20 protein-coding genes and 1 pseudogene are annotated in these 20,188 nt (G+C 67.0%); 5 read left to right on the top strand and 16 right to left on the bottom strand.

Translation table 11 applies throughout. From position 1 onward, the window contains the following. Nucleotides 1-301: 301 nt before the first annotated feature. From AB0L89_RS03975 to AB0L89_RS03915, 13 genes are all read right to left on the bottom strand, one after another. Entirely contained in the window at nucleotides 302-1,552 is a 1,251-nt protein-coding gene (locus tag AB0L89_RS03975; protein ID WP_365133750.1) for a tyrosine-type recombinase/integrase, read from the bottom strand. A 92-nt stretch (nucleotides 1,553-1,644) separates the two neighbouring features. Beyond that, nucleotides 1,645-1,890 carry a helix-turn-helix domain-containing protein gene (locus AB0L89_RS03970; RefSeq protein WP_365133747.1) on the bottom strand — a complete coding sequence of 82 codons (246 nt, stop codon included), beginning with the start codon at nucleotides 1,888-1,890 and terminating at the stop codon, nucleotides 1,645-1,647. A 474-nt stretch (nucleotides 1,891-2,364) separates the two neighbouring features. After that, a complete protein-coding gene (locus tag AB0L89_RS03965) occupies nucleotides 2,365-3,840 on the bottom strand; it encodes an ATP-binding protein (RefSeq protein ID WP_365133744.1) in 1,476 nt (491 codons plus the stop codon). A gap of 2 nt (nucleotides 3,841-3,842) precedes the next feature. Next, on the bottom strand, nucleotides 3,843-4,727 hold the full coding sequence (locus AB0L89_RS03960) for a bifunctional DNA primase/polymerase (protein WP_365133741.1): 885 nt from the start codon (nucleotides 4,725-4,727) through the stop codon (nucleotides 3,843-3,845). Between the two features lie 89 nt (nucleotides 4,728-4,816). Next, the gene (locus AB0L89_RS03955; protein WP_365133738.1) at nucleotides 4,817-5,263 is read right to left on the bottom strand and encodes a hypothetical protein; all 447 of its coding nucleotides are present in this window, start codon (nucleotides 5,261-5,263) and stop codon (nucleotides 4,817-4,819) included. A 168-nt stretch (nucleotides 5,264-5,431) separates the two neighbouring features. Further along, complete coding sequence (traB, locus tag AB0L89_RS03950; protein ID WP_365134011.1) at nucleotides 5,432-7,441, bottom strand: plasmid transfer protein TraB; 2,010 nt, start codon at nucleotides 7,439-7,441, stop codon at nucleotides 5,432-5,434. Nucleotides 7,442-7,505: 64 nt separating this feature from the next. Continuing rightward, complete coding sequence (traA, locus tag AB0L89_RS03945; protein ID WP_365133735.1) at nucleotides 7,506-8,048, bottom strand: plasmid transfer protein TraA; 543 nt, start codon at nucleotides 8,046-8,048, stop codon at nucleotides 7,506-7,508. 14 nt (nucleotides 8,049-8,062) lie between these two features. Further along, on the bottom strand, nucleotides 8,063-8,575 hold the full coding sequence (locus tag AB0L89_RS03940) for a hypothetical protein (protein ID WP_365133732.1): 513 nt from the start codon (nucleotides 8,573-8,575) through the stop codon (nucleotides 8,063-8,065). A 21-nt stretch (nucleotides 8,576-8,596) separates the two neighbouring features. Beyond that, a complete protein-coding gene (locus AB0L89_RS03935; RefSeq protein ID WP_365133729.1) occupies nucleotides 8,597-8,929 on the bottom strand; it encodes a hypothetical protein in 333 nt (110 codons plus the stop codon). Next, nucleotides 8,926-9,879, bottom strand: coding sequence for a hypothetical protein (locus AB0L89_RS03930; protein ID WP_365133726.1), 954 nt, complete (start codon nucleotides 9,877-9,879; stop codon nucleotides 8,926-8,928). The genes AB0L89_RS03935 and AB0L89_RS03930 overlap by 4 nt, the downstream gene beginning before the upstream one ends. Before the next feature lie 80 nt (nucleotides 9,880-9,959). Continuing rightward, nucleotides 9,960-10,973, bottom strand: a complete 1,014-nt coding sequence (locus AB0L89_RS03925; protein WP_365133723.1) for a DUF2637 domain-containing protein — start codon at nucleotides 10,971-10,973, stop codon at nucleotides 9,960-9,962. Then, complete coding sequence (locus tag AB0L89_RS03920) at nucleotides 10,970-11,503, bottom strand: hypothetical protein (RefSeq protein WP_365133720.1); 534 nt, start codon at nucleotides 11,501-11,503, stop codon at nucleotides 10,970-10,972. The genes AB0L89_RS03925 and AB0L89_RS03920 overlap by 4 nt, the downstream gene beginning before the upstream one ends. Then, nucleotides 11,500-11,766, bottom strand: coding sequence for a DUF6284 family protein (locus tag AB0L89_RS03915; RefSeq protein ID WP_365133717.1), 267 nt, complete (start codon nucleotides 11,764-11,766; stop codon nucleotides 11,500-11,502). The genes AB0L89_RS03920 and AB0L89_RS03915 overlap by 4 nt, the downstream gene beginning before the upstream one ends. Nucleotides 11,767-12,377: 611 nt before the next feature. Between AB0L89_RS03915 and AB0L89_RS03910 the strand changes: the two genes are divergently transcribed. Then, nucleotides 12,378-12,770, top strand: a complete 393-nt coding sequence (locus AB0L89_RS03910) for a winged helix-turn-helix domain-containing protein (protein WP_365133714.1) — start codon at nucleotides 12,378-12,380, stop codon at nucleotides 12,768-12,770. Between the two features lie 216 nt (nucleotides 12,771-12,986). Here AB0L89_RS03910 and AB0L89_RS03905 read toward each other — a convergent pair whose 3' ends face one another. From AB0L89_RS03905 to AB0L89_RS03895, 3 genes are all read right to left on the bottom strand, one after another. Further along, nucleotides 12,987-13,550 carry a flavoprotein gene (locus AB0L89_RS03905; protein WP_365133711.1) on the bottom strand — a complete coding sequence of 188 codons (564 nt, stop codon included), beginning with the start codon at nucleotides 13,548-13,550 and terminating at the stop codon, nucleotides 12,987-12,989. Beyond that, a complete protein-coding gene (locus AB0L89_RS03900) occupies nucleotides 13,547-14,782 on the bottom strand; it encodes a helix-turn-helix domain-containing protein (protein WP_365133708.1) in 1,236 nt (411 codons plus the stop codon). Before AB0L89_RS03900 ends, AB0L89_RS03905 begins: the two co-directional genes overlap by 4 nt. Before the next feature lie 831 nt (nucleotides 14,783-15,613). After that, nucleotides 15,614-17,302 (bottom strand): DUF6119 family protein, encoded by a 1,689-nt coding sequence (locus tag AB0L89_RS03895; protein ID WP_365133705.1) that lies wholly within the window; start codon nucleotides 17,300-17,302, stop codon nucleotides 15,614-15,616. 247 nt (nucleotides 17,303-17,549) lie between these two features. Here AB0L89_RS03895 and AB0L89_RS03890 point away from each other — a divergent pair, with 247 nt between their 5' ends. The 4 genes and pseudogenes from AB0L89_RS03890 (at nucleotide 17,550) to AB0L89_RS03875 (ending at nucleotide 20,161) form a co-directional block, all read left to right on the top strand. After that, nucleotides 17,550-18,095 (top strand): hypothetical protein, encoded by a 546-nt coding sequence (locus AB0L89_RS03890; protein ID WP_365133703.1) that lies wholly within the window; start codon nucleotides 17,550-17,552, stop codon nucleotides 18,093-18,095. A gap of 578 nt (nucleotides 18,096-18,673) precedes the next feature. Continuing rightward, on the top strand, nucleotides 18,674-18,937 hold the full coding sequence (locus AB0L89_RS03885) for a CPCC family cysteine-rich protein (protein WP_365133700.1): 264 nt from the start codon (nucleotides 18,674-18,676) through the stop codon (nucleotides 18,935-18,937). Nucleotides 18,938-19,108: 171 nt separating this feature from the next. Further along, nucleotides 19,109-19,591 (top strand): annotated as a pseudogene (locus AB0L89_RS03880) (DUF6000 family protein); the annotation flags it as partial. Between the two features lie 150 nt (nucleotides 19,592-19,741). After that, nucleotides 19,742-20,161, top strand: coding sequence for a hypothetical protein (locus AB0L89_RS03875; RefSeq protein ID WP_365133698.1), 420 nt, complete (start codon nucleotides 19,742-19,744; stop codon nucleotides 20,159-20,161). Nucleotides 20,162-20,188 lie beyond the last annotated feature (27 nt).

Raw genomic sequence — 20,188 nt, 5'->3', positions numbered from 1 at the left:
CACAGCCCCTCGAAGAGACAGGAGCAATTCAAGTATGTCCGAAACCCCGGAGGGGCGAGAACCCCTGCTCGCGCGAGCAGGGATGTACGCCTGTGCACTTTCGGCAGGCGTGGTCCTCGTACTGTCCGGCAAAGCCACGCCCTACGAGGCCACCGCGTACGTTTCCCCTTTCCTGATGTTCCTCCCGCGGGGCAATGCAGTGTTGCCTCTTGAGAGGCGCAAGGCTGCGTCGACGACTCGCAATGAGGCTCGGAGGTAGCTGAGCTCATCCCTAGGGGGCTGCCTGAGCTTGGGCAGCCCCCTAGGCTGCTTCCGGCCTGGAGACCGCTGGCATCCTGAAGGCGCTATCAATGGCCTGTCGAGCACGGTCTTGACTGTTGGGCATCAGGTGCGTGTATGTCCGGAGGGTGAAGCCCGGGTCCGCGTGACCGAGGTACTCGGCGAGGGCCTTGATGTTCTCTCCCGCATCCAGCAGAACAGACGCGTAGTAGTGCCGCAGTGCGTGCATGCCGTGCTCGCGCGACTGCTTGAACCGCTCCCCCGGCAGACGCTCGGGGATGACGCCTGCGGAGACCAGCGCCGGCTTCCACAGGTACATGTTGAAGTAGTTGCGGTTCAGCGCTTTGTGCTCGCGCGAGTAGAACACCAGCGTTGCCGTAACAGGCGGTCCGTCCGGCGTCTTCCACGGCAGTGTGACCTCGATGGGCGGACGCTGCGTGATGTGGTTGGCGAGCGCGTACGAGACGAGATTGGGCAGCGGCACGTCACGGAGCTTGCCACCCTTGGGCGGAGCGAATACAAGGTGTGAGCCGATCATCTTGACCTGCCGCACGATGTGGACTGTGCCTCCGAGGAAGTCCACCTCGTCGACCGCAAGCCCGAAGATTTCACCTTGCCGCAGGCCGCATCCGGCGCCGACGTCGACGATTGTGGCGTATTGCGCGGGCAGACCGTCCCGGACCGAGAGTACGCGCTCATGCGTCCACGGCTTGAGCTTCCTGGCGTCCAGCTTGGGCGCCTTCACGGAGCCAGCCCGGCAGGGATTCCGAGCGATGATCCCGTCGTCGACAGCCGCAGTGAATACGGCGGACACGTTGGCGAAGATGACGCGTTGGTACGACGACGCGAGCCCGCTGTCCTTCAACGTGCGGGCCAGCGTGCGAATGTGACCCGGTTGGAAGGCGCTGAGGGAGCGCGAGCCGATGTGCGGAAAGGCATGCAGGCGGAACCGGAGCTCCATCGCCACGATGGTGTTCGGATCCGTCGTCTGCGACGCAAGCCACTGCGTGGCGAACTGCTGAAAGGTCACCTTGGCCGCCGTGGGGTCGACGTACTGACCGCGGTTCATGTCGGCCGCGATCTGCGACAGCCATGCTTCGGCAAGGCGCTTTTGCTTGTCGGGGAAAGAGCGGCTGCGCTCTGTACCGTCGGGCGCCACGTAACGCGCCCGATAGCGCATCCCGGTGCCGAAGCGGTCGGTCTTGGTACGTCTCGTCTTGCCGGTGGCGTCAGTTGCGGTCTTGTACCAGCGGTCTTGGATGTGGCCAGCCATCGGGCGGCGTTCCCTTCGCGACAAGAGGAAGGGAGGGCCACGGTGTGGCCCTCCCTAGGGTGTTGAGACTGATCAGGTGCGTGCGCGTGCCGTCAGGCGGCGGCAGAGTCGGCTTGCTGCCGTTCCATGACGTAGGCCCGTACGGCGGCGGGGTCGTAGCGGATGTGCTTGCCGATACGGAAGCCGGGCGGGCCGGTGCGCTTCTTGCGCCACTGGTAGACGGTTTCTTTGGGCACCTCGAAGAGTTCGGCGATGTCGTCGGGGGTGAGGTAGCGGTCAGGGAGGCCGCCCCGGAGGGTGGAGCGGGGGTCAGGTGGCGCGGAACGGGTTCGGCTCATGAGCTCCCCAGGGGTTCGAGTCACGTTGCTGCCGGGTGCGGGAGGCTGCGTGTGTCCGAGGTGCGGATTTCTGCGTCATCGCGTCACCTGCGTCACTGTCTGGTCCTGACCTGCGGTTTTGTGGTGACGCAGACGTTCGGGAGCCTGTCACCGGTGACGCAGGAGCGGGTGACGCGGGTGACGAACGGTGACGCAGGATTCAGCGGTCTGCGTCACCGCTGTTGCGGCAGGTCAGAGGCCGTTTTCTGTCCCGTGGTGACGCAGGTGACGCAGCGTCTCTCTACTTAGGAAAAAGAGAGGGTGTCTGTTGGTAGTGCGCGGCTCTCACGAGCGCGGGGCGGAACGCGAAGGGCGAAGAAGGAGCCGCTTCGCGGCACGACCTTCGCGCGGCGGCGAGCCGCCGAACTGCAAGAGGAGCACTACCGGCGCGGCGTGCTCTTCTTGCTCGTGAAGGCTGGCCCCCGACGCCGCAGGTCAGAACGCCTGCCCTTGCTCGGGCATGAGCGATGCCGGCGGGCGGCTCAGCTCGATGTAGCGAGCGGTCTTGGTGCGGCCCCAGTCCACGAACAGGCCGCGGGCAGCGAGGGTGGGCTGAAGCCGCTTGAGACGGTCGGACAGCACCTTGCCGGTGGTCGGCCACCCCTTGGGGAGGGGACGGCAGTCCTCCCCGACGTACAGCCGTGTGAAGAGGTACAGCCATTCGGCCGACGTCATCCGCTGCTCGGTGCCCGGCTCGATGTCGGCGGCGTGCTGCAGGACGGTCTGCGCGAGCAGGTCGCCCTCGATCACGTCGTCGTTGAGGTCGTCCAGGCTGGCCCGGTACGCCCGCAAAGTTCCGAACCCGGTGGCCGCGTCGAGCTGGGCGCACAGGTGCGCGAAGTCCGCCATGCGCAGGTCGGTGGGGATCTCCGCGTCGGCGGCGCGAACCTTGACAGTGAGATCGAGCAGCGAGCCGAGCACGACGGGCAGGATCTCCTCGTACTCCGCCCACAGCTCCGCCTCGGTACGCCGCACCTTGGGCCGTTCCAGACGCAGCGGCAGCAGCCGTTCGGCGAGGTCGGGGCGGATGACGCCGACGTCGATGCCGGTCATGAGCAGGGGGCGCCGGTAGCCGGTGCGGAAGACGTCCCCGTCGGTGAACAGGGCGCGCTTGACGTCCTCGGCGCCGGTGACGATGCAGCACATGGCGTCCGCCAGGTCCGGGGTCAGGTGGGAGAGGTTGTCCAGGGCGGTGACCCACCCTGCGGCGACGGCCGCGATCAGGTTGGCCTCGTCCTTGGGGGCGCGGCGCAGGTCGCCGCTCATGCCCTCGATGATGCGCACGAGCATCCGCCCGCCGGTGGACTTGCCCGCGCCCTGCGGCCCGGTGAGGAACGGCGCGGGCACCGGGACGGACGGACCGAGGCAGCCGATCAGCCAGGCCAGGGCCAGGCACTCGGTCTCGGCACCGGCGAAGTTGCACAGCCGCAGCAACAGGTCGATGCCCTTGCCGTCGGTGTCCTTGACGGGCAGGGGGAGTTCGCCGGTGAGCTGGGTGCGCCGCCAGCACACTTCGCGCGGGTCGGGCACGGTGATGTCCCAGCCGGTGGCATGGATACGGACCGACTGCCCGTCGTCGCGGCCCAGGTCCAGCCACGTGGACCCGTCAAAGCCGGGCGCGACGCGGATGTACACGGCCTGCGTTGCCTCGGTCAGCGCGAGGGCCTCGATCAGGTCCAACGCCTCCTTGAGCGCGGTGCCGTTGAAGACGCCGCACCCGTCCCTGAACATCGCGACCATGAGTTCCTGGCGGTGGCTGCCCGTGGTGCCCTGGGAACGGATCGGACGGGCCACGGGGTGCCCCTTCTTCTGCGCGTAGACGGTGCCGTCGGCGGTGCGGAAGTAGCGGAAGTGCTCCTGCGCGTAATCGGCGATGACCTCGCGGGCCGGGGTCTTGTCGTCGTCGGACATGGTCACAGTCCCAACTTGGTACGGGCGTTGCTCCACGCCTCCATGCAGTGCCGTGCCGTCTCGCCCTTGGCCTGCGCGGCGGCGAACAGCCGGCCGATGTGGTCCTCTGTGAGGCAGCCGCACCGGCCGTGTGTGGACAGCACGGCGAGAAAGGTGGCGTAGACCGTTGCGTGTACGGCGCTTTGGGCCGCGGTGATGCGCTGCTCGGCCATGGCGATACCGCGCTCCAAGAACGCGGGCGTGCGGTGCCGGCACTGCCCGCCCGAGGCGGCGGGCGCGGTGACGGCCGGCGACGTGGGCCGGGCGGTTGCGCAGGTCCTCACGACCAGCGCGCGCACGGCATCGGGCAGGGGCGTCATGTCGCCGGTGCCGGTGCCGAGCCAGCGGGCGTAGGCCATCGTGGACTTGATGTCCACGCCGGGCCGTACCGCGTTGGCAGACTGCATGCGCCCCCGGTAGAGCCAGTGCTCGCCGCGCGTCGTGGGCACGGTGCAGGTGGCGGGCAGGGTCTCGCGCGCCCACGTCACGGCGTCGACGTCGTCGAGGTCGACGACCGTGAGCCCGGCCCCGCCGGGGTGGTAGGCGACCCCCGCCGCCTGTACCCATACCCGCCGCCACGGTCCGGAGGCGATGACGTCCGGGTCGGTGGTCGCGGCCGCCCATGCATGGCAGGGGCCGGGGCAGATACAAGGGCCGGCGCTCTTCATGTTCGGCCGACCGCCGCACGCGTTGCCCGCACAGCGTCGGCAGTTGCCGAACGGCACCTTCCCGGCCCGCAGCGGCAGTGCTGGGAATCCGGATGCGGCGAGGTGCAGGGCGGTGCGCTGGTGCTCGTTCATGCCGTATCGGCTGAGGTGTTCTCGCCGAATGTCGGCAGGTTGCGTCATGCTGGAGTCCTCCAGTTCGTTAACGCCGTGCTGGATCACAAGGGCGGCCCCGGTTCTTTGGCGAGATGCAGGGGCCGCCCTTGGCGTAGCTAGCCGTAGAACCGGCTGCGCTTGATGACGGCCTTGCGGATGTTGACCGTGGTCCCGCCGCGGCCACCGGTGCGGAAGACCTGCGCGGCGATGAAGCCGCCGAAGATGATCGCGGCCAGGACGATGAGCTGGGTCACGAGGGCCGTGAGCGCGGTGATGAACGCGGCGGCCAGTGCCAGGCCGCCGCAGACGCCGGCGAACCCGATGCCGCCGAGGGCGATGTTCACCGCGGTGCGGCTCACCGCGGGCGCCGTGGCGGGCGGGGTCGGCGGGGTGGGGGTGAGGGGGTAGCCGGTGGCGACCTGTCCGTTGGGCAGGACGACGCTCGCCACCGCGGGCACGTGGCCCGGCTGTACCGGCACGAGCGGCGCGGTGTGCGGGGCGGTGGGCGTGATGGGTACGGGCTGGTGGACGTCGACGGTCGTGGGCCGCTCGTGGTGGTCCATGAGGTCTCCCTCGGATGGCCCGTGGGCCCGCACCGGGTGTGGTGCGGGCCCACGGGGCTTGGGTGTCAGGGCAGGTGTCAGGGTGGGGCGTCACGCGTTTCTGACACCGGGTTTGCCTAGGGGTTTGGGTGTCAGGGCCGCGTGACGGTGTCAGGCGTCAGGCAGGTGTCAGGCGGCGGCCAGGGTAGGGACGATGCGCCACCGGCCGGTCTTGCTGGTCTCCTGCAACCGGCCCTCCCGGTACGCCTCTGCCAGACGTTCGGACACCCACGGGCGGGAGAGGTCGTTGCGGTCGCACCAGTCCTTGAAGTCGACCGGGCCCACGACCATCTGCCCCGCCCGCTCGAACTCCTCCAGCGCCTGCGCGAACAGCCGCCGCGCCTCCTCCGGGCCCGGCTTGCGGCCCGTCTCCTGCCCGAAGATCGGAGTGTCGTCGCCCGGCTCGGGCTCGGGGAGCTCTTCCTCCGGGTCGATGTCCGCATCCTCGGGGTCGACGTTCACAGCGGCGGGGGCGTCGTCCGTGTCCATGTCGTCGTCCTCCACGGCGGCCATGGTGGGCCGCTGTCCGGTGTCGGGGGTGCGGCCGGTGTACGCGGTCCCGGCGACACTGCGGGCGGCGCCGGTGGTGATGGGGTCGGCACTGGCGCCGTTGCGCAGCGCCCATTGCGCGAGCATCTCCATCACCGGCACCGCGCGGACGGTGAACTGGGAGGTGCGGCCCGGGGCGGCGTACTTGGTCTCGTCGATGCCGGGCGAGACCACGTAGCAGTAGCCCGGCCTGCGGTTGCCCCACGCGCCCGGATGCGCCCCGGCATCGAGCACCGTGTCCGGCAGGGAGAACCCCTCATCGCGCGGGTCGCAGCCGAGCGCGACGACGGAGGGGATCGAGGCGCGGGTGCTGGTGGACATCTGGTCGTAGGAGGGCCGCTGCAGCGAGACCACCAGGGAGACGCCGGCGGAGCGGGCTTCCTGGGCGATGCCGGTGAACGCGTCATCGCCCAGGTTGCGCAGCGTGTTGGCGGCTTCCTCGAACCAGGTGACCAGGAACGGCATGCCGGGGCAGCCGCAGGCCCGGCCGTCGCCGCGGCAGGTGTGCTTGCTGCTGGTCTGCTCACGGGCGGCTTCGGGCACCCACTGGCGGTAGCCGTGCGCACCCAGCCAGCGCGTACGGGCGGGGATGGCGGCCTTGACGCCCTCCACCAGGACCTCGGTGTCGATGCCGCCCCCGGCTGCCCAGTCCATGCCCGGCCGCAGCGGGGCGAAGTCCTGGAACTCCTTGGGGTCGGAGAACCAGACGACGACGTCGGTGCGGGAGAGGATTTCGGTGAGCACGTTGAGGGCGGCGTCGCCCTTGCCGGAGCCGGTGCCGCCCGCGATGAGCACGTGCGTGCTGTTACGGCCCTCCTCCGGGTTGCCGGGCAGCCACAGCAGGAGCGGGGAGCCGTCGTCGTAGCGGCCGATGACCAGCGGATCGGCGATCGACCCGCCCACATTCGAGGGGCCCTCCCACTGCACGGTCTCGGCGAGCATGTCCTCGGGCACGATGACCAGGTCGCCGCGGCGCTCCGAGCCCGGATCGGCCTGGTAGCGCACCGCGGACTTGGGCAGGTCCAGCGCGGAGGCGAGCCGGGCCAGCGACTTGGACACGTCGTCGTTGGTCTGCTCGCCCGGCTCCAGCGCCAGCGACGCGGTGACCTTGTTCGGCTCCACCTTCGTCGCCCCGAACTTCGCCCCCGCAAGCCCGACCTTCTCCAGCAGACCACCATCCGAACTGCCCGCAGCGGCCTCGGGGTTGTGCCGCATGAGCATGCGCAGGTTCCACGACAGCGCCAGCGCGGGGCCGCCCATCAGGTAGAGGTCATCGAGCGGCCCCGCGGCCGGTCCGGCCAGGCACGCGGCGGTCAGCCACGCCGACGCCAGCCCCGTGGTGGCAGCCGAGTGCAAGCGCCGCTGCCTGCTGGTCGTCTTGCCGATCAGGTAGGCGCCGCCGGACAGCGCCACCGACGAGAGGGTCAGGCCGACCCCGGCCGCGGTGCTGTCGGCCCACCGCAGGTGCCCCACAAGTCCGGCGAGGCCGACGCCGCCCATGCCCAGCCACGGCGGGACGTGCGGCTTGGCCCGGTGCAGCAGATAGGCGAGCACGCCGCCCCCATCCGCGCTGCCGCGCTGGGCCTCCATCAGTTGCAGGAGAGCCTGCTGTTCGTCGACGTCACTGCGTCGCATCATGACGGTGCCTCCCTTCCTACTGCTGGGCCCAGTTCATGACCGGCTGTGCGGGGCGGCGGGCGCGGTGGCGGACCCGGTTGATCTCTTCCTCGTACTGCTGCTGGAAGGTGGAGTACGCCGCCGCGGCGTTCTTGGCCGCGGACTTCAGGTCGTCGGCGGCTTTGTTGAGCTTGCGCGTCACCTTGGCGGCCCGGATCTTGGAGCCGAACGCGCGGCCCTCGGGGTCGGGCACCGCGGCGAGCACGCCCTTGAGGATCTCCGCGCCCATCGCCACCTCAATGGCCAGCGTCACCCCGGCCGCGCGCAGGGTGTTGCAGTAGTTGCGGACCTGCGCGGGCGAGGTGAACTCCGGCGACGGCAACAGCGATTCCGACCGGGGCTGTCCGCTGTGCCGGGCGGCGTGCTTGGTGTTGTTAACCGTGACGTTGATCGGCGGGACGAAGCTGCCGCCCATGGCGCCGACGAAGCCGCCAGCGGCGGCCCCGGCGTTGGCGAACTTGCCGGTCTTGGGGTCGTTGGCCGGCCGCGGCGGGCGCTGGCCGTTGGTGGTGCGAGCCATGTTCTCTCCTCGGGTCAGTGCGAGCGGCGGATGACGAGCCAGACGGCCTGCGCGGCGATCAGGGTGAGCAGCCAGGCCAGGTCCAGCGGTCCGGCCAGCGGGCCGAAGGCGGCGGCGAGCGCGATCCAGGCCGCGGCGGCGGTGCCCAACGCGGTCAGCCCGGCCCGCCAGGCCCACACGGTGCGGTCGGCGGCCGGGCGGCGGCGCTGGGTGATGAGCAGCCAGGCCAGCGGGCCCGCCGTCAGCGGGGCCAGGGCCAGGCCCGACCACCACGCCAGCACATGCAGCAGCGCGGTGACGGGGAAGGCCACCAGGGCGATGGCGGTGGGGGCGAGCGGGACGCGGTGCGCCCACAGGGCCCCGGCCAGCAGGCCAAGGAACTCGCGGGTCAGAGAGCGGTGTTCGGGGACGACGATGATGAACGGCTGCGCGGAACGCCGTCGGCCACGCTGACGCGGGATACGGATCGTGGTAGCCCCGGCGGGCACCTTCGCGGCACGCGCCCGGGAACGGCTAGGACTGGACACAGCGAACTCCTCCTGTGCAGGTCAGAGGTCGAACAGGCCGCATTGACCTGCCGCCGTGGTGGGCTGTTGCTTCTGTGCCAGGCGCCGGGCCGCGGTGTGGCAGTCGGGGCACCAGGCGCGCAGCTCACTGGCCGGGAGCGAGGCCGCAGCCACGGTGGAGGTGAGCGGGTCGGCGGGGGCAGCCATCAGGCGAACGAGGCGGCCGTGCTTGCTGGTGTAGTGGTCGTGCTCGTGCGGGCAACGCCCCTGCGACTTGGTATGGGGCTGGCCGCACTGGCCTTCGCACTGGCAGCGGCTGCCGGCGGCGTTCATCACGGTGCGGAACAGGCCGGCGCCGACGATGGGTTCGCTCATGCCGCCGTCTCCTCTCCGGCTCCGCGGCACGACCACGGCGAGCAGCCCAGGGACGCACCGTCTTCTGCCGCGGTGTCGGCCGCATCCTCGAAGAGGTCGCCTTGGCGGTCACTCCATTCGCTGCGCGTGACGCGATCGATGGGCGCCTGGTCCAAAGGGAGCAGGCTGCGGTGCAGATACGGCTTCGCTTTGATGCCGCGGTGCGGGATCTGGCGCAGCCGGTGGTCGAAGTCGACCGCGTCGGCCCACTCCGCGGGGTAGTGGTCGCGCAGCTCGCGCCAGGCGCGGTTGCCGTGGAAGGGGCAGCCGATACACGCGGACTTCGGCGTCTGCCCCCAACCGTGGGTACGCAGGTAGCGCAGGCAGTCGTTGCGGGTCCAGCCCTCCCGGCCGTCGGCGGCGCCGTTCAGGTCGAGCAGCGGGAAGACGTTGCGCAGGTAGCGGACGGGGGCGTCCTTGGCCCGCTCGAACTCATCCCGGCTGATCCCGATCGCCTGCTCCACCACCACATCGGCCGGCACCGGCCGCGGATGCGGATAGCCCAGCAGATCGCGGATGGCGATCTTGATGGGCTTGACCTTGTACTCCTCCGTGCACTGCCGCCGCACCGGGGCTGCCCGGGCACCAGAGCGGTCCGCGACGAACACCGGCATCCGCACCCAGGAGCCGGGATCCAGGGAATCGGCGCGTAGGTCTCCCGTGGTGCGGGTCGGGCCGTCCGTGGTGGCTACCTGAACGCGGTAGACCGGAATCCCGGCAGGCCGGGCAACCTCCCGCTCCAGCCGGTCCAGGTGGCCATACACGCGGGCGGGCTCCCAACCGGTGTCCGCGAAGATCGCCGCATCCGGCTTCGACACTCGCCCCTCGGCCGCGAGCAGCAACAGAGTTGTGGACTGCACGCCCGCGCCCAGCGAGAGCACGCGCAAGTTCGGGGTGGATGTGGTGGTCATGGAGTGTTCCTCTCGACCAGCGATCGCACTGAGGGAAGTTGGGCGATTGAGCAAGCGCGCAGTGCTGTTCGCGGCGCCCATTAGCGGCTCGCGATCGCCAGCGCGGCACCACCGGCGCCGGCATCGGGGTCGCGGAGTTCGGCGTAGCGGGTCGAGACCCAGCCCACCGACCAGCCGCACAGTTCCGCGGCCTCGCGCACCTTGACCCCCGCTTCGAAGGCAGCAGCCACGATCCGGCGCGCCTCCTCATCGGGCAGCTTGCCCGGCGCGGGCCCGCGCGCCAGCAGCGCATCGCGTGCACGGGCCAGGCGCTCAACTTGTTCACGCTGTTCACGCGCGGCGGCCTCGGCACGCTCACGGCGCTCAGCTTCCGCCCGCTCCCGCGCCTCGCGTTCACGGCTCTGGCGCTCGTGTTCACGCTGTTCACGCTCACGCGCCAGGCGTTCACGCTCGGCCCGCTCGACAGCCTCGGCCCGCTCCCGCGCCTCGCGCTCCTCCCACCGCCGGCGCTCCTCGCGCTCGGCCTGTTCACGGGCCAAGGCGGCTTCATGCTCGCGCTGTTCACGCGCCAGCAGAGCGACGTGCTCGCGCTCCTCCCGGACTTCCGCACGGGCCCGGTCAGTCCGCTCCCGAGCCGCCTGCTCACGCCGCTCCCCCTCGGCCCGCTCCTCAGCCCTCAGAGCCGCCTGAGCGGCAGCGAGAGCGCGCCGGTAGGCGAGACTGGTCTCCGCCGTGACAATCAGCAGCAGCGGGGCCACCGCGTGAACAGCGACACCGACCAGGTCCTTCTTCAGCGCGGAGTCGGCGCAGTTGAGAGCCAGGGTCATGAGCCCGGTCATCCAGCGCAGCGCGATCGGCCAACGGCCACCGTGTCCGCCCAAGCGGGCCAGCACATCATCGAGCTTCACCACGATGACCACCGCGGCATCCACGACGAGCGGCAGGATTGGCGCCGTCCATGCCCACTCAGGCGCGGTGTGCTGGGCCATCAACGGGGTGACGGTCAGAACGGAGTAGAGCATCGCCCCGCACACGATCGCCCACGTACCGCCCGACAACGCACGCTCTGCTGAACGGGTCTGAACACTGTTCACGCCACACCCCCCACCGGCTCCGGTGCGGGCATGAACACCCGACGGAACCCGCGCGAGGCGGCGTCGTAGGTGAACGGTTCGCACCGCCACTTGGCCGACGCCGCCGGGCGTTCACCGCACGGCTCCCACGCGTCAGCCGACGATGCGCCGTGCGTGGCGGTGTCGGCGTACGCGTCCTCCCGGGAGGCATAGACGGTGTGCGGCTCGCCGTAGTGGAGCAGCACCGTGAGCGTCTGCCCCTCCACCGGCTCACCCTCCAGCTCTTGGCGGAGGCGGCGGATCTCGATGTCCTTCAGCAGGAGTTCCTCCTGCGCTACGGCCAGCTCGGCGAACGCGCGGGCCAGCATCTCGCCGGCCTCCAAGGTGGCGGCCTCGGCCCGCTCCGCGCGGTCGGTGACCGCGAACAGCTCCCGCACGTGCCGCCCGAATGCCGCGTCCGCAGCCCCGGTCACCTCCCGGGCCCGCTCGCGTGCCGCCCCGGCGTCGCGCTCCAGCCGTTCAATACGGGACGTGGTGACGATGCGGATCATGCGGCACCCTCCTCACGCACCGCAGCACCGCGGTTGGCGACCTGGGCGCGTGCGGCCAGCACCTTGGCCGCGGCCCGCCGCAGCCGCCGCTCATCCAGCGGCGACACCGGCCGATCCAGCAAAGCGATCTGCACGTCCAGCAGCTCCAGCTCCGCATCGATCAGCGGCGCCTCGTGCTCGATGGCGTCCAGCTCCGCGTCCGTGGGCTCCATGAACTCAGCGAACGCCGTAACAGCGTCCTGAACAGTGACGATGTGCTCCATGGGTCGTCTCTCCCTAGCAGTAGGTACGGCCCGAACAGCGCCTCCCGGAGTTGCAGCTCCGGGAGGCGCGCGCCGTTGAAGTCGGAAAGGCCCGGCTCCCCTCAACCCCGTCCGTACGGACTCGCCCCGCAGAGGACCCGGACGGACGGAGGAGGCAACCGGCGCGGCGCTAGCCGCCGCGAAACAGTCGAAGGTGACTGGTTGGCCGCGGCGCTCACTCGCGCTCACGGACCGTGAATGGAACAGCGCTGCCATGCCGGTCGATCACGGCCGCGCCCATCGTTTTCGTCGGCTCACTGCCACTCCTTCGTGCCGCTGAACAGGGGATACGCACTGCAAGGGGGACCTCGTCCCCACCCTCCGGCCGTTGCTCGCGGTCACCGGGCCACCTCGCCAGTAGGGCCGAAGCCCCGTTCCCCTGGCCTTTAGCGGGATTGCAGCGTCCCCGCCCTCTGCGTTCGTTCAGGTCAAGCGCTTCTAACTCGCCGTTAGTGACGCCCTTCCGGGTTTCACGTTCCGACCTAACTTCAGATTGACCTAGGTCAATCCGACTGTCAAGAAGGTTCGCCGGGGGATCTGAGATTGACCTAGGTCCGGTTACCCTCGGAGGCATGGATCTGAGTCCCGAAGCGCCCAAGCCAACGGCCAAGGAGATCGCTGCCGAGTACCGCGCGAAGATTGCGGACGCGGACAACCAGGACTACTCGCCGGGGAAGCAGCTGCCAGCCGCTCGCGCACTCGCCAGGAAACTCGGCGTGCAGCTCATGACCGTGCAGAGCGCGTACGGCCAACTCCGCGACGAGGGCTTGGTACTCACCCAGCAGGGTCGCGGAACGTTTGTACGCGACCCATCGTCGCCGCTCGGCACCGAGCCGGGCAGCAGCCCCGCCTTCGCAGCCCTTGCGGGAGAGCTCAGCTCGATCCATGACGCTCTCCGACTGCTCGGTGAGCGTCTGGACCGGCTTGAGGAGATCGTGAGTAGCGAGACGCCACCTTCGCGGTGAGTACGTCGGCGCGCCTCAGTAGCCCTTCGGCCGTGGCGCGCGCCTCGCCCAAACTCGCTTTGATCAGCGCGAGTTCAACGGAAGTGAGGCCCGCTAGCTCGTTCTTTCCCTCATTGATCCCTCGCATGCAAATGAGCATGAGACCGCGAACGACAGAGGACCCGGACAGACTGTCCGGGTCCCCTTTCCTTGCAGGTCAGGGGTGTTGACGATTCGTCACCGGGTGACTTCATCCACGGCATCCAGCACTGCAGCCCATGGAAGTTCCCGCCCTGGCAGCGCGTCCCGGGGCTCATACAGCGGCCATACCTCCGGCCCGTAGACCAGCCGGACACCGGCTTCCCGCAAGGCTTCGATGTGACGCTGCCACGCCGGGTGGCGAGCGTGCGCCGCGTTCACGCGGGGGAAGACGACAACCGGCAAGCCGATAGTCCCGATGGCTTCACCCACCTGCGTCAGAGCCTGGTTGTCCATGAGGCCGCTCGCGAGCTTCGCGACCATGTTGGCCGACGCTGGAGCCACGACGTAGCAGTCACCGGCTGGGTGTGGTCGGGCCTCGCCGGGGAGGCGCGGTTCGTCACGGACGGATAGGCCGGTCAGCTTCTCCAACCGTTCGGCCTCGCCGTTCATCCGAAGCCAGATTCCCGCCGTCGGTGTCAGCGTCACGGCCACCTGCCACCCACGTTCCATCGCGGGCTCGACCAGGCCGGTACGGAGCGACTCCACCCCGCCGGCCGCCGAACCGACGACTCCCAGAACCCCGCGCTTGCTCGAACTCACTGCACCGCCCTGCACCGTTGAGCCATCACGAACACCTCAGAAGAGCGGGAGCCGCCACTCACGGGTGACTGTTTGATCAGGTCCCGCAGCGTCTCGCGCACCCTGGGATTGTTGCGCACGAGCTGCGGCGCCGTGCGTTCGGCGGTACGCAGCTCGGTGAATGCCTCGTCGCCGTGCCCAGCGAGGGAGAGCGCGCGGCTGTAGTCGATGCGGTGCGAGACGCTGCGCTCCTGCGGCATGTGGTCGACGTCGATCCGGCCGTTCTCCACCACGTACGACACGTTGTCCAGGTCAAGCTCGATCGAAAGTCGGTGGAGGATCACGTTCGTGGGCCCGAAGCCGGTTTGCCAGTAGTTCTCATCTGAACCGAGATCGTCAGCGAGTTCCTCGGCACGGTTCAGGAGGCTGGCCGCAGTCGGGCGGTCCTGGTGCCGAGCCGCTGCCACGGCGGCACGTAGGTGGATCATCCCGAGCAAGCTCAGCGCAGACGGATCGCTTTCCGCTACCTGGGAGGCCAACCACGTCGCCGTCGTGTTGCCCAGCTCCATCGCGGCCTCGTAGCGGCCGTTGGCGAGCAGCGCGTGCGTGCCGGACCGTGCTGCGGAGGCAAGCACCAGTGGATCGTCGGCCTCGTCCGCCGCCCGCATCGCGCGCTCCGCGGCCAGCCATGAGACGTCGGACTCTCCGATCTTCGCGAGGGTCGTGGCCGCAAGGTGGTGCGTTCGGGCAGAGACTGCCCAGCAGTCGCGGCGGTCCTCTCCGCGGCGTCCCGCACGGTCCTCCAGCTCCTGTGCGGTCTGGAGAAGCGCCGGAAGGGCCGCGATCACGCTGCCGAGCCGACCGCCCTGATAGTCGTTCCAAGCCTGCTCGACACGCACCGCCACAGGGGCAGGAGTGGGGAGCTGAACATCCGCCTCAGGCCCGAAGAGCAGGCGTGAGAGCCGACGGGGGCTCATGAGCGCGTCTCGTACGGCGGGTACGTCGTCTTGGTGCTTCTCGTCCTCCACCAGAAGGGTCTGACCAAGCAGGTCGCCCAGTGGCACGCGCAGGATGCGCGCCAACTCGGCGAGCATGTCGATCCGCGGCGGTTTCCTGCGGCCGGTCTCCGCCTTCGCGAGCCAATCAGTGCTACGGCCGACCAGTCCGGCCAGCACCTCTTGCGTATAGCCGCGACGCTTCCGGTAGAACGCAATGCGCTCGCCGATGCTGAGGTGATCTCCAAGACCACGCATGGGGTGCTGCCTCCTGCTGATGGTAGGGGCATCTTCACGTTACAGAGCCGGTCAGGCGGGGGGTAGCCACTCCCGGTGCTTCGTCTCTGCTTGTACGAGCTTGCCGGGCACACGAGAATGAGACCCGGACATAGTGTCCGGGTCTCATTTCCAGGTCCTCGGATCGCCCAAGGGACAGACACAGCCTGGCAAACCTTGTCGGCCTCATCGAACGGCGCAGTCCCGCACCGATGTAGTTCGCGGCAGACCACGCCGGACACCCTCTGCCTCTATCCGTCCGGCAACAGCCACTCGTCAGCCGTGAGCTTGGGACTAACGGCTGTCTCACCGTTGGACAGCAGCACCCGGAACCTAAGGTGTTCGCGTTCTTTACTTTCGGCCAAGCGTCCCGTGGGCAGATAGAACCGAGCCGTAGTCCCGTCGACAGCGGGAACCAAAGGGCGCTCTGGGTCGGCCGCCTCGTACCTTTTGCGTTTGACGTATTCAAAATTCTTGGTACGGAACCACTTGGGATATGACACCAACTCAATACGCTCTACCGAAACAGGGTTCGTACCATCGTTAGTGAATCTCAGGATGAACAGGTAATCACTGGCTTCGGGGCTCCTCTCCGTACCGGTTCTCACACCGGCACGCCATAGCCGCACCTTCACCCTGGGTCTGACTCACCGATACGTCATGCCCGTAAAGAGCACGTTGGCGGTTGCTGCACTCGCAGCGCCAATGGCGACTCCCCGCGCCCACCAGTCAGCACCCACACTTCATCCCCTTCCCGTCTAGGTTCCTCTCGCAGGCCGCCAGGTCACATCTCGGGCACCTGAGGGGTACCTTCTACTTGCTCTTCTTGAACGTCATTTGTATTCGGGCAAGCGTGGGAACCGATCCGAGCAGCCTGATCCGCTTACTGAAGCTGCGTAGATTCACCTTACTGAAAGTCGGTAGGTCTTGGGGCAGCTTTTGCTTGCCATCAAACGCAATGGCATAGGTGACGAACTTAGGAGGAAGATGAGATGCCACTTCGGCGAGGTCGATGTTCATTGATCGCACTGCCTCTACAAAGTCATCTCGATATTCAGCGTCCGAGATTAGTGTTTGCGCCGAAACGAACCCCTGCGAGAACAGATGACTGAGCGTCTGACTCCCTGAGTATGGCTTTACGTGTATCAAGTAGCCATCGGAGTGCAGCAAGTCGCAAGACTCAACCTCGTCACCATCAGAATAGAGCTTATGCCTATCCAGACAGACCAGATCGGTGCGACCGTCGGCCGCCTTCTTATTGAAGTGCTTCTCCCAATTCTGTTGCGGCCCCCAGTCGTCCCAGGTTATTAGCTGCAGAATATGGGTGACATCGTCAATCCGCGCGAGATCCTGATCCAACTTCTCCGTGTAGGCTTCCGCCAAGGCGTACCACTTACCAAGCGTCAGAAGATAACGCCTATTCTGATCACCGGCTTCGAATACTACCCAACTCTTGAGCGGCTTGGCGAGACTAGCAGGCTCACCATTGGAGTCGCGGGCCTGAATTTTAATACCCGCAAGACTCGACACCCCGAACTTACCTGGGAATTTCGCCAGGGCGGCACGGAGCGCGTCTATGTGCATTACCTCGAAAACTTCTTCAAGGTCACCCTTGTAGATAACAAAGTCGTGAATATCCTCTACCGACACATCGTCCGGCGGCGCGAAGGAGAGGACATGGACAGTCAATGCGCTAACAGCGAGGTGATCGAGAGGAGTCCCCTGCGGCTTGCGGGCGCGAGTTCCGAACAACTCATCAACAAGTAGCTTTTCCAGGTCCTTGACTATTTCGCTTTTGAGCCTCAAGGGTTCCAGCGAATCAATGAAAGCAAGGTCCTTGCTCGCTGTAGAATTCTCCGTCGTTTCGAGCATCTTCGCCAATACATCACGGACCTTGTTTAGGTCCGTGTCCAGCTTGAAGGAAACTGAATCTGTGGCAACGACGGCTCCGAGGTCAGGAAATGCAACGCCATCATTTAGCTTGCCTACAAGCTTCCGAGTGAACTCGCCGTCCAGCTCGATCTCGAAGTCACCGATAGCCGAATTAGTCGGAATTTGCACCCACTGAGACCGGGCCGCCGCATCAATTCTGCGACTACCAATCCCACTCATCTCTTTACTGTCGAACCGACGAGCGGCGAACTTTAGGCCAAAGTTCGCCTCCACCCATGACCACTCAAGGGTGGAACTCCCATACCCGAAGCAGATCGCAAAGGTGCGCCCTGATACGGGAAGGAATACAACCAGCCTGTTCGAGACGTTCAGTATTGTTTGCAGTTCCGAGAATATAGGGGCTAGCTGCTTAGCCCAAGCAGGAGTCTTCTCCGACATGTCTTTCAGGTACGCCACGCAACCATCTGGGGCCAGAGGCGAGGAATCCAGTTCTCGCATTCCGTTCTGGTTACCTGGGCGGTACTGGGACCTCAGGGCCTCCTTGTATGACCCGAGCCCCTCCCTGAGCAGGAAGCAGTTGAAACGCAGCGCCGGAGCCTTCTCCGCCATAGCCATCACACCCCCCGGTAGATGTAAGTGGCTTTGTACCATAAAAGTGGGCGTTAAGGAACTGGTTCAACTAGTGGAACATTCGCGCGAACAGACATTCGACACACGTGAGCGATCCGGAATCTGAGGCTAGAAACAAGAAGATCACTAGTAGCTCCACCGTCACCCTCGCCGGTCACCACTGGCCCTTTCAGGCCGATTGGCTGAATCGACCGCCCTCCAGAGCTGCAATCGGCACACTCGCGTCATGGTTACTGCAGCTGCTGACCCATGGTGGACTGATTGGCCCAAGTTTGTTCCTGGCTGGCTCGCGTTCGTGTGGACCTTAGGTGCTGGGACCCGCAAGGTATGGCTGCGTCGTCACCAACTCGCCCTTGGGCCCGAGGCAGAGGAAGTACGCAAGCAGCTCACCGACTTCCGAGTTCTGCTGGACGCTGTCACCTCTGGTGGCCGCCGGTCAGACTGGTTCCAGCACGAAGAGCGCCGCGAGACGAGCCGAGCCCTTCAGGACGCAGCCAACCGCCGGGATGACCCAACACTCAAGCTGTCCCTGAACCGACTAGCCGAGGCATGGGCGCAGATTTTCGCGCTAGCTCCGCCTCCCCGTACCAAGCTGCGCTTCCTCGGCGGGGTTGAAGAGGTACGCCAGCAACGGGAATCTGCCCTGCAGGATGCCCGCGATCTCGAACTAATGCAGCAAATGGCGGATCTGGCAAACGTCGCGCAACTCGATGTGCGAACGGCTCTCAACCGACTGAACGAGCTGGAACGCAAGACGCACGGTCGGAGCTAGCGAGACCACGCTGGGCCGCCTGTGGGCCGTCCAAGGGCGCCCCAGGTCGACCGCCAACGACCCGCAACAACCGCTCCCCCGCTGGTCATCGGCGTGCCTGATCGCGAAGCCCGAGGCAGCCGATCCGGCGCATCAGTTCTTCGACATCTAAAGATCAGGTCCGGGCGACCTGGGAGGGTTCTTGGAAGCAAGCGTTGACCTGCGAAAACACTGCTCAGCAGTGCTCGCTGTTGCCACTTGATTTCCGCCCTCTTGTGCACCGCGTGTGCACCGCTCGACTGATTCACTGACGTAGCGTCAGCAACAGTGAGGCCGCCACTCCCATCGGAGTGGCGGCCTCACTCGTTCTATCGCGTGGCCCCACCCGAGGTGCCCCGTCCGTTCGCTCATCGCTCGCGCAGGTCTGCCGAGTAACCGCCGAAACTTCATGGCGCCTCAGTGGCACGTCCATCAGACTGCACAGGTGAGTAGCCCTTACCCCTCTGCAGGCACCGCGTACTCGATGAGACGCCCGACTCGTAGGACATCTGCCCCGTCTGCTTCTGGGAAGACGACGGGTGCAGTTCCGGTGGCCGACAATGACCGGCGGAGCCAACCAAACCTCACTGATCGAGGCACAGCGCAACTATCCGGATTCTGGCGCCTGTGACCAGTACGGCTCGGCCCATGTCCGCCCGTCGACCGCGGACGAGCTGCTTGATCCAGCCTGGCGCCCCGTCACCTATCCCATGACTCTTTTCGAGGACTGTGACGCCGCGAGCCGCGCCCCTTGGCCGGGACGACCGTTCAGTGCTCTGCTGGTGGCTCCCGACTTTCTGGCGTCAGCATCTCCCACTCGCTGAAGGGTGATCAAGTTGCCGTTCCGGCACCCGGCGGAGGCCAGCCACAAGGACGTCATCGATCGCTACGTCACGACAGGCCGGGGACGCACCGCGCCGCTCGGCCGATACGGAGAACGGCTCAGCGGCAGATACGTCCGTCTGGGAGGCGCCGTTCGCTGACGCTTCACCCGCCGCATGATCGACGACGCCAAGGCGATCACCTATGCCGAGCTGGAGGCACTCTTCGCGTACGAGTGGCGCTCCCGGCTCACTGCGGCCTGGCTTGTTGGCGTCGCCCGCCGAGCCGAGTTCCGCCCCCGCATCGCCGAGCTGCTCTTGGCCAGTGAAGTCTGCTAGGCCGGCAAGGGCTACTGCTTTGCCCTAGCACGGCTGGGCACTCACAAGGATGCCGAGATCCTGACCGCTTACCTCGAGCGTTACCTGCCCCAGCATGAACTCCGTTACGACCAACCGGAAGCACTCGGCGCGCTACTGCGTCTGGACGCCCAAATCGGCACCGACCACGCTGGCCCCTTCATTGCCGCCAGCAGGATCTGGGTCCGTTGGGTGACCGCACTCGATCATCTCCGCGGCAACCCCGCCTTTGCCTCTGAGCAACAGCGCCAATGGCTCGATGGACAGGCCGACTTCGCCAACGGTTGGTCACAACCCTAGACACACTGCCGCGACTGCGAGGCAAAGGGGTAAGCCCGAGAAGCGGAAGATTCGCCACATATCACTAGAAACTATCGATGCAACCCCATCGGCATCTCTGCTCTGGAACGATGAGCGATACCAATGAATGGCAGACACAAAGGGGGATCGATGGAACCGATATCTACCGGAATCCTATTGGCGCTCGCTGGAGGCGCTGGAGGCGAGGCCGGCAGACAGATTTTCACCCGGCTCGTGACCTTGGTGCGACGCCCCTCCGGGTCGACCGGGGAAAACGCAAACATCGCTACAGGTGAGGTTGAGCTCGAAGCCTTTCGTCGGCATCCCGCCAGCCCGCAGCTCGCCGAGGCACTCATTGCTGCACTTGTCGGGCGCGCCGAGCGTGATGTGGACTTTCGTCACGGGCTGTACGCCTGGGAGGAGCAGGCCCGACAAGCGCACCTTGCCCCGGGCAACGTAAGCAGCACCATCAGTGGTGGCACCCAGCACGGGCCAGTAATCCAAGGCCGGGACATGAATGGGTTCTCCTTCTCCACATCAGATACGCCGACGAGTGATCGCGAGGCGTGAGTAGCTTGGAGCGGGAACCCAACACGC

Source organism: Streptomyces sp. NPDC052114 (genome assembly GCF_040680155.1).
Lineage (GTDB): Bacteria > Actinomycetota > Actinomycetes > Streptomycetales > Streptomycetaceae > Streptomyces.
The sequence above is the reverse complement of the archived record's forward strand: the minus strand, read 5'-3'. Positions and strand labels throughout refer to the sequence as shown.

Excerpts from the sequence above, each read along its gene's own strand:
- AB0L89_RS03920 (WP_365133720.1), bottom strand. The coding sequence starts at position 11,503 with ATGATCCGCATCGTCACCACGTCCCGTATTGAACGGCTGGAGCGCGAC.
- traB (WP_365134011.1), bottom strand. The coding sequence starts at position 7,441 with ATGGAGGCCCAGCGCGGCAGCGCGGATGGGGGCGGCGTGCTCGCCTAT.
- AB0L89_RS03930 (WP_365133726.1), bottom strand. The coding sequence starts at position 9,879 with ATGACCACCACATCCACCCCGAACTTGCGCGTGCTCTCGCTGGGCGCG.
- AB0L89_RS03970 (WP_365133747.1), bottom strand. The coding sequence starts at position 1,890 with ATGAGCCGAACCCGTTCCGCGCCACCTGACCCCCGCTCCACCCTCCGG.
- AB0L89_RS03885 (WP_365133700.1), top strand. The coding sequence starts at position 18,674 with ATGACCGGCGGAGCCAACCAAACCTCACTGATCGAGGCACAGCGCAAC.
- AB0L89_RS03935 (WP_365133729.1), bottom strand. The coding sequence starts at position 8,929 with ATGAGCGAACCCATCGTCGGCGCCGGCCTGTTCCGCACCGTGATGAAC.
- AB0L89_RS03895 (WP_365133705.1), bottom strand. The coding sequence starts at position 17,302 with ATGGCGGAGAAGGCTCCGGCGCTGCGTTTCAACTGCTTCCTGCTCAGG.
- AB0L89_RS03975 (WP_365133750.1), bottom strand. The coding sequence starts at position 1,552 with ATGGCTGGCCACATCCAAGACCGCTGGTACAAGACCGCAACTGACGCC.
- AB0L89_RS03875 (WP_365133698.1), top strand. The coding sequence starts at position 19,742 with ATGGAACCGATATCTACCGGAATCCTATTGGCGCTCGCTGGAGGCGCT.
- AB0L89_RS03910 (WP_365133714.1), top strand. The coding sequence starts at position 12,378 with ATGGATCTGAGTCCCGAAGCGCCCAAGCCAACGGCCAAGGAGATCGCT.
- AB0L89_RS03915 (WP_365133717.1), bottom strand. The coding sequence starts at position 11,766 with ATGGAGCACATCGTCACTGTTCAGGACGCTGTTACGGCGTTCGCTGAG.
- AB0L89_RS03965 (WP_365133744.1), bottom strand. The coding sequence starts at position 3,840 with ATGTCCGACGACGACAAGACCCCGGCCCGCGAGGTCATCGCCGATTAC.
- traA (WP_365133735.1), bottom strand. The coding sequence starts at position 8,048 with ATGGCTCGCACCACCAACGGCCAGCGCCCGCCGCGGCCGGCCAACGAC.
- AB0L89_RS03955 (WP_365133738.1), bottom strand. The coding sequence starts at position 5,263 with ATGGACCACCACGAGCGGCCCACGACCGTCGACGTCCACCAGCCCGTA.
- AB0L89_RS03900 (WP_365133708.1), bottom strand. The coding sequence starts at position 14,782 with ATGCGTGGTCTTGGAGATCACCTCAGCATCGGCGAGCGCATTGCGTTC.
- AB0L89_RS03890 (WP_365133703.1), top strand. The coding sequence starts at position 17,550 with ATGGTTACTGCAGCTGCTGACCCATGGTGGACTGATTGGCCCAAGTTT.
- AB0L89_RS03960 (WP_365133741.1), bottom strand. The coding sequence starts at position 4,727 with ATGACGCAACCTGCCGACATTCGGCGAGAACACCTCAGCCGATACGGC.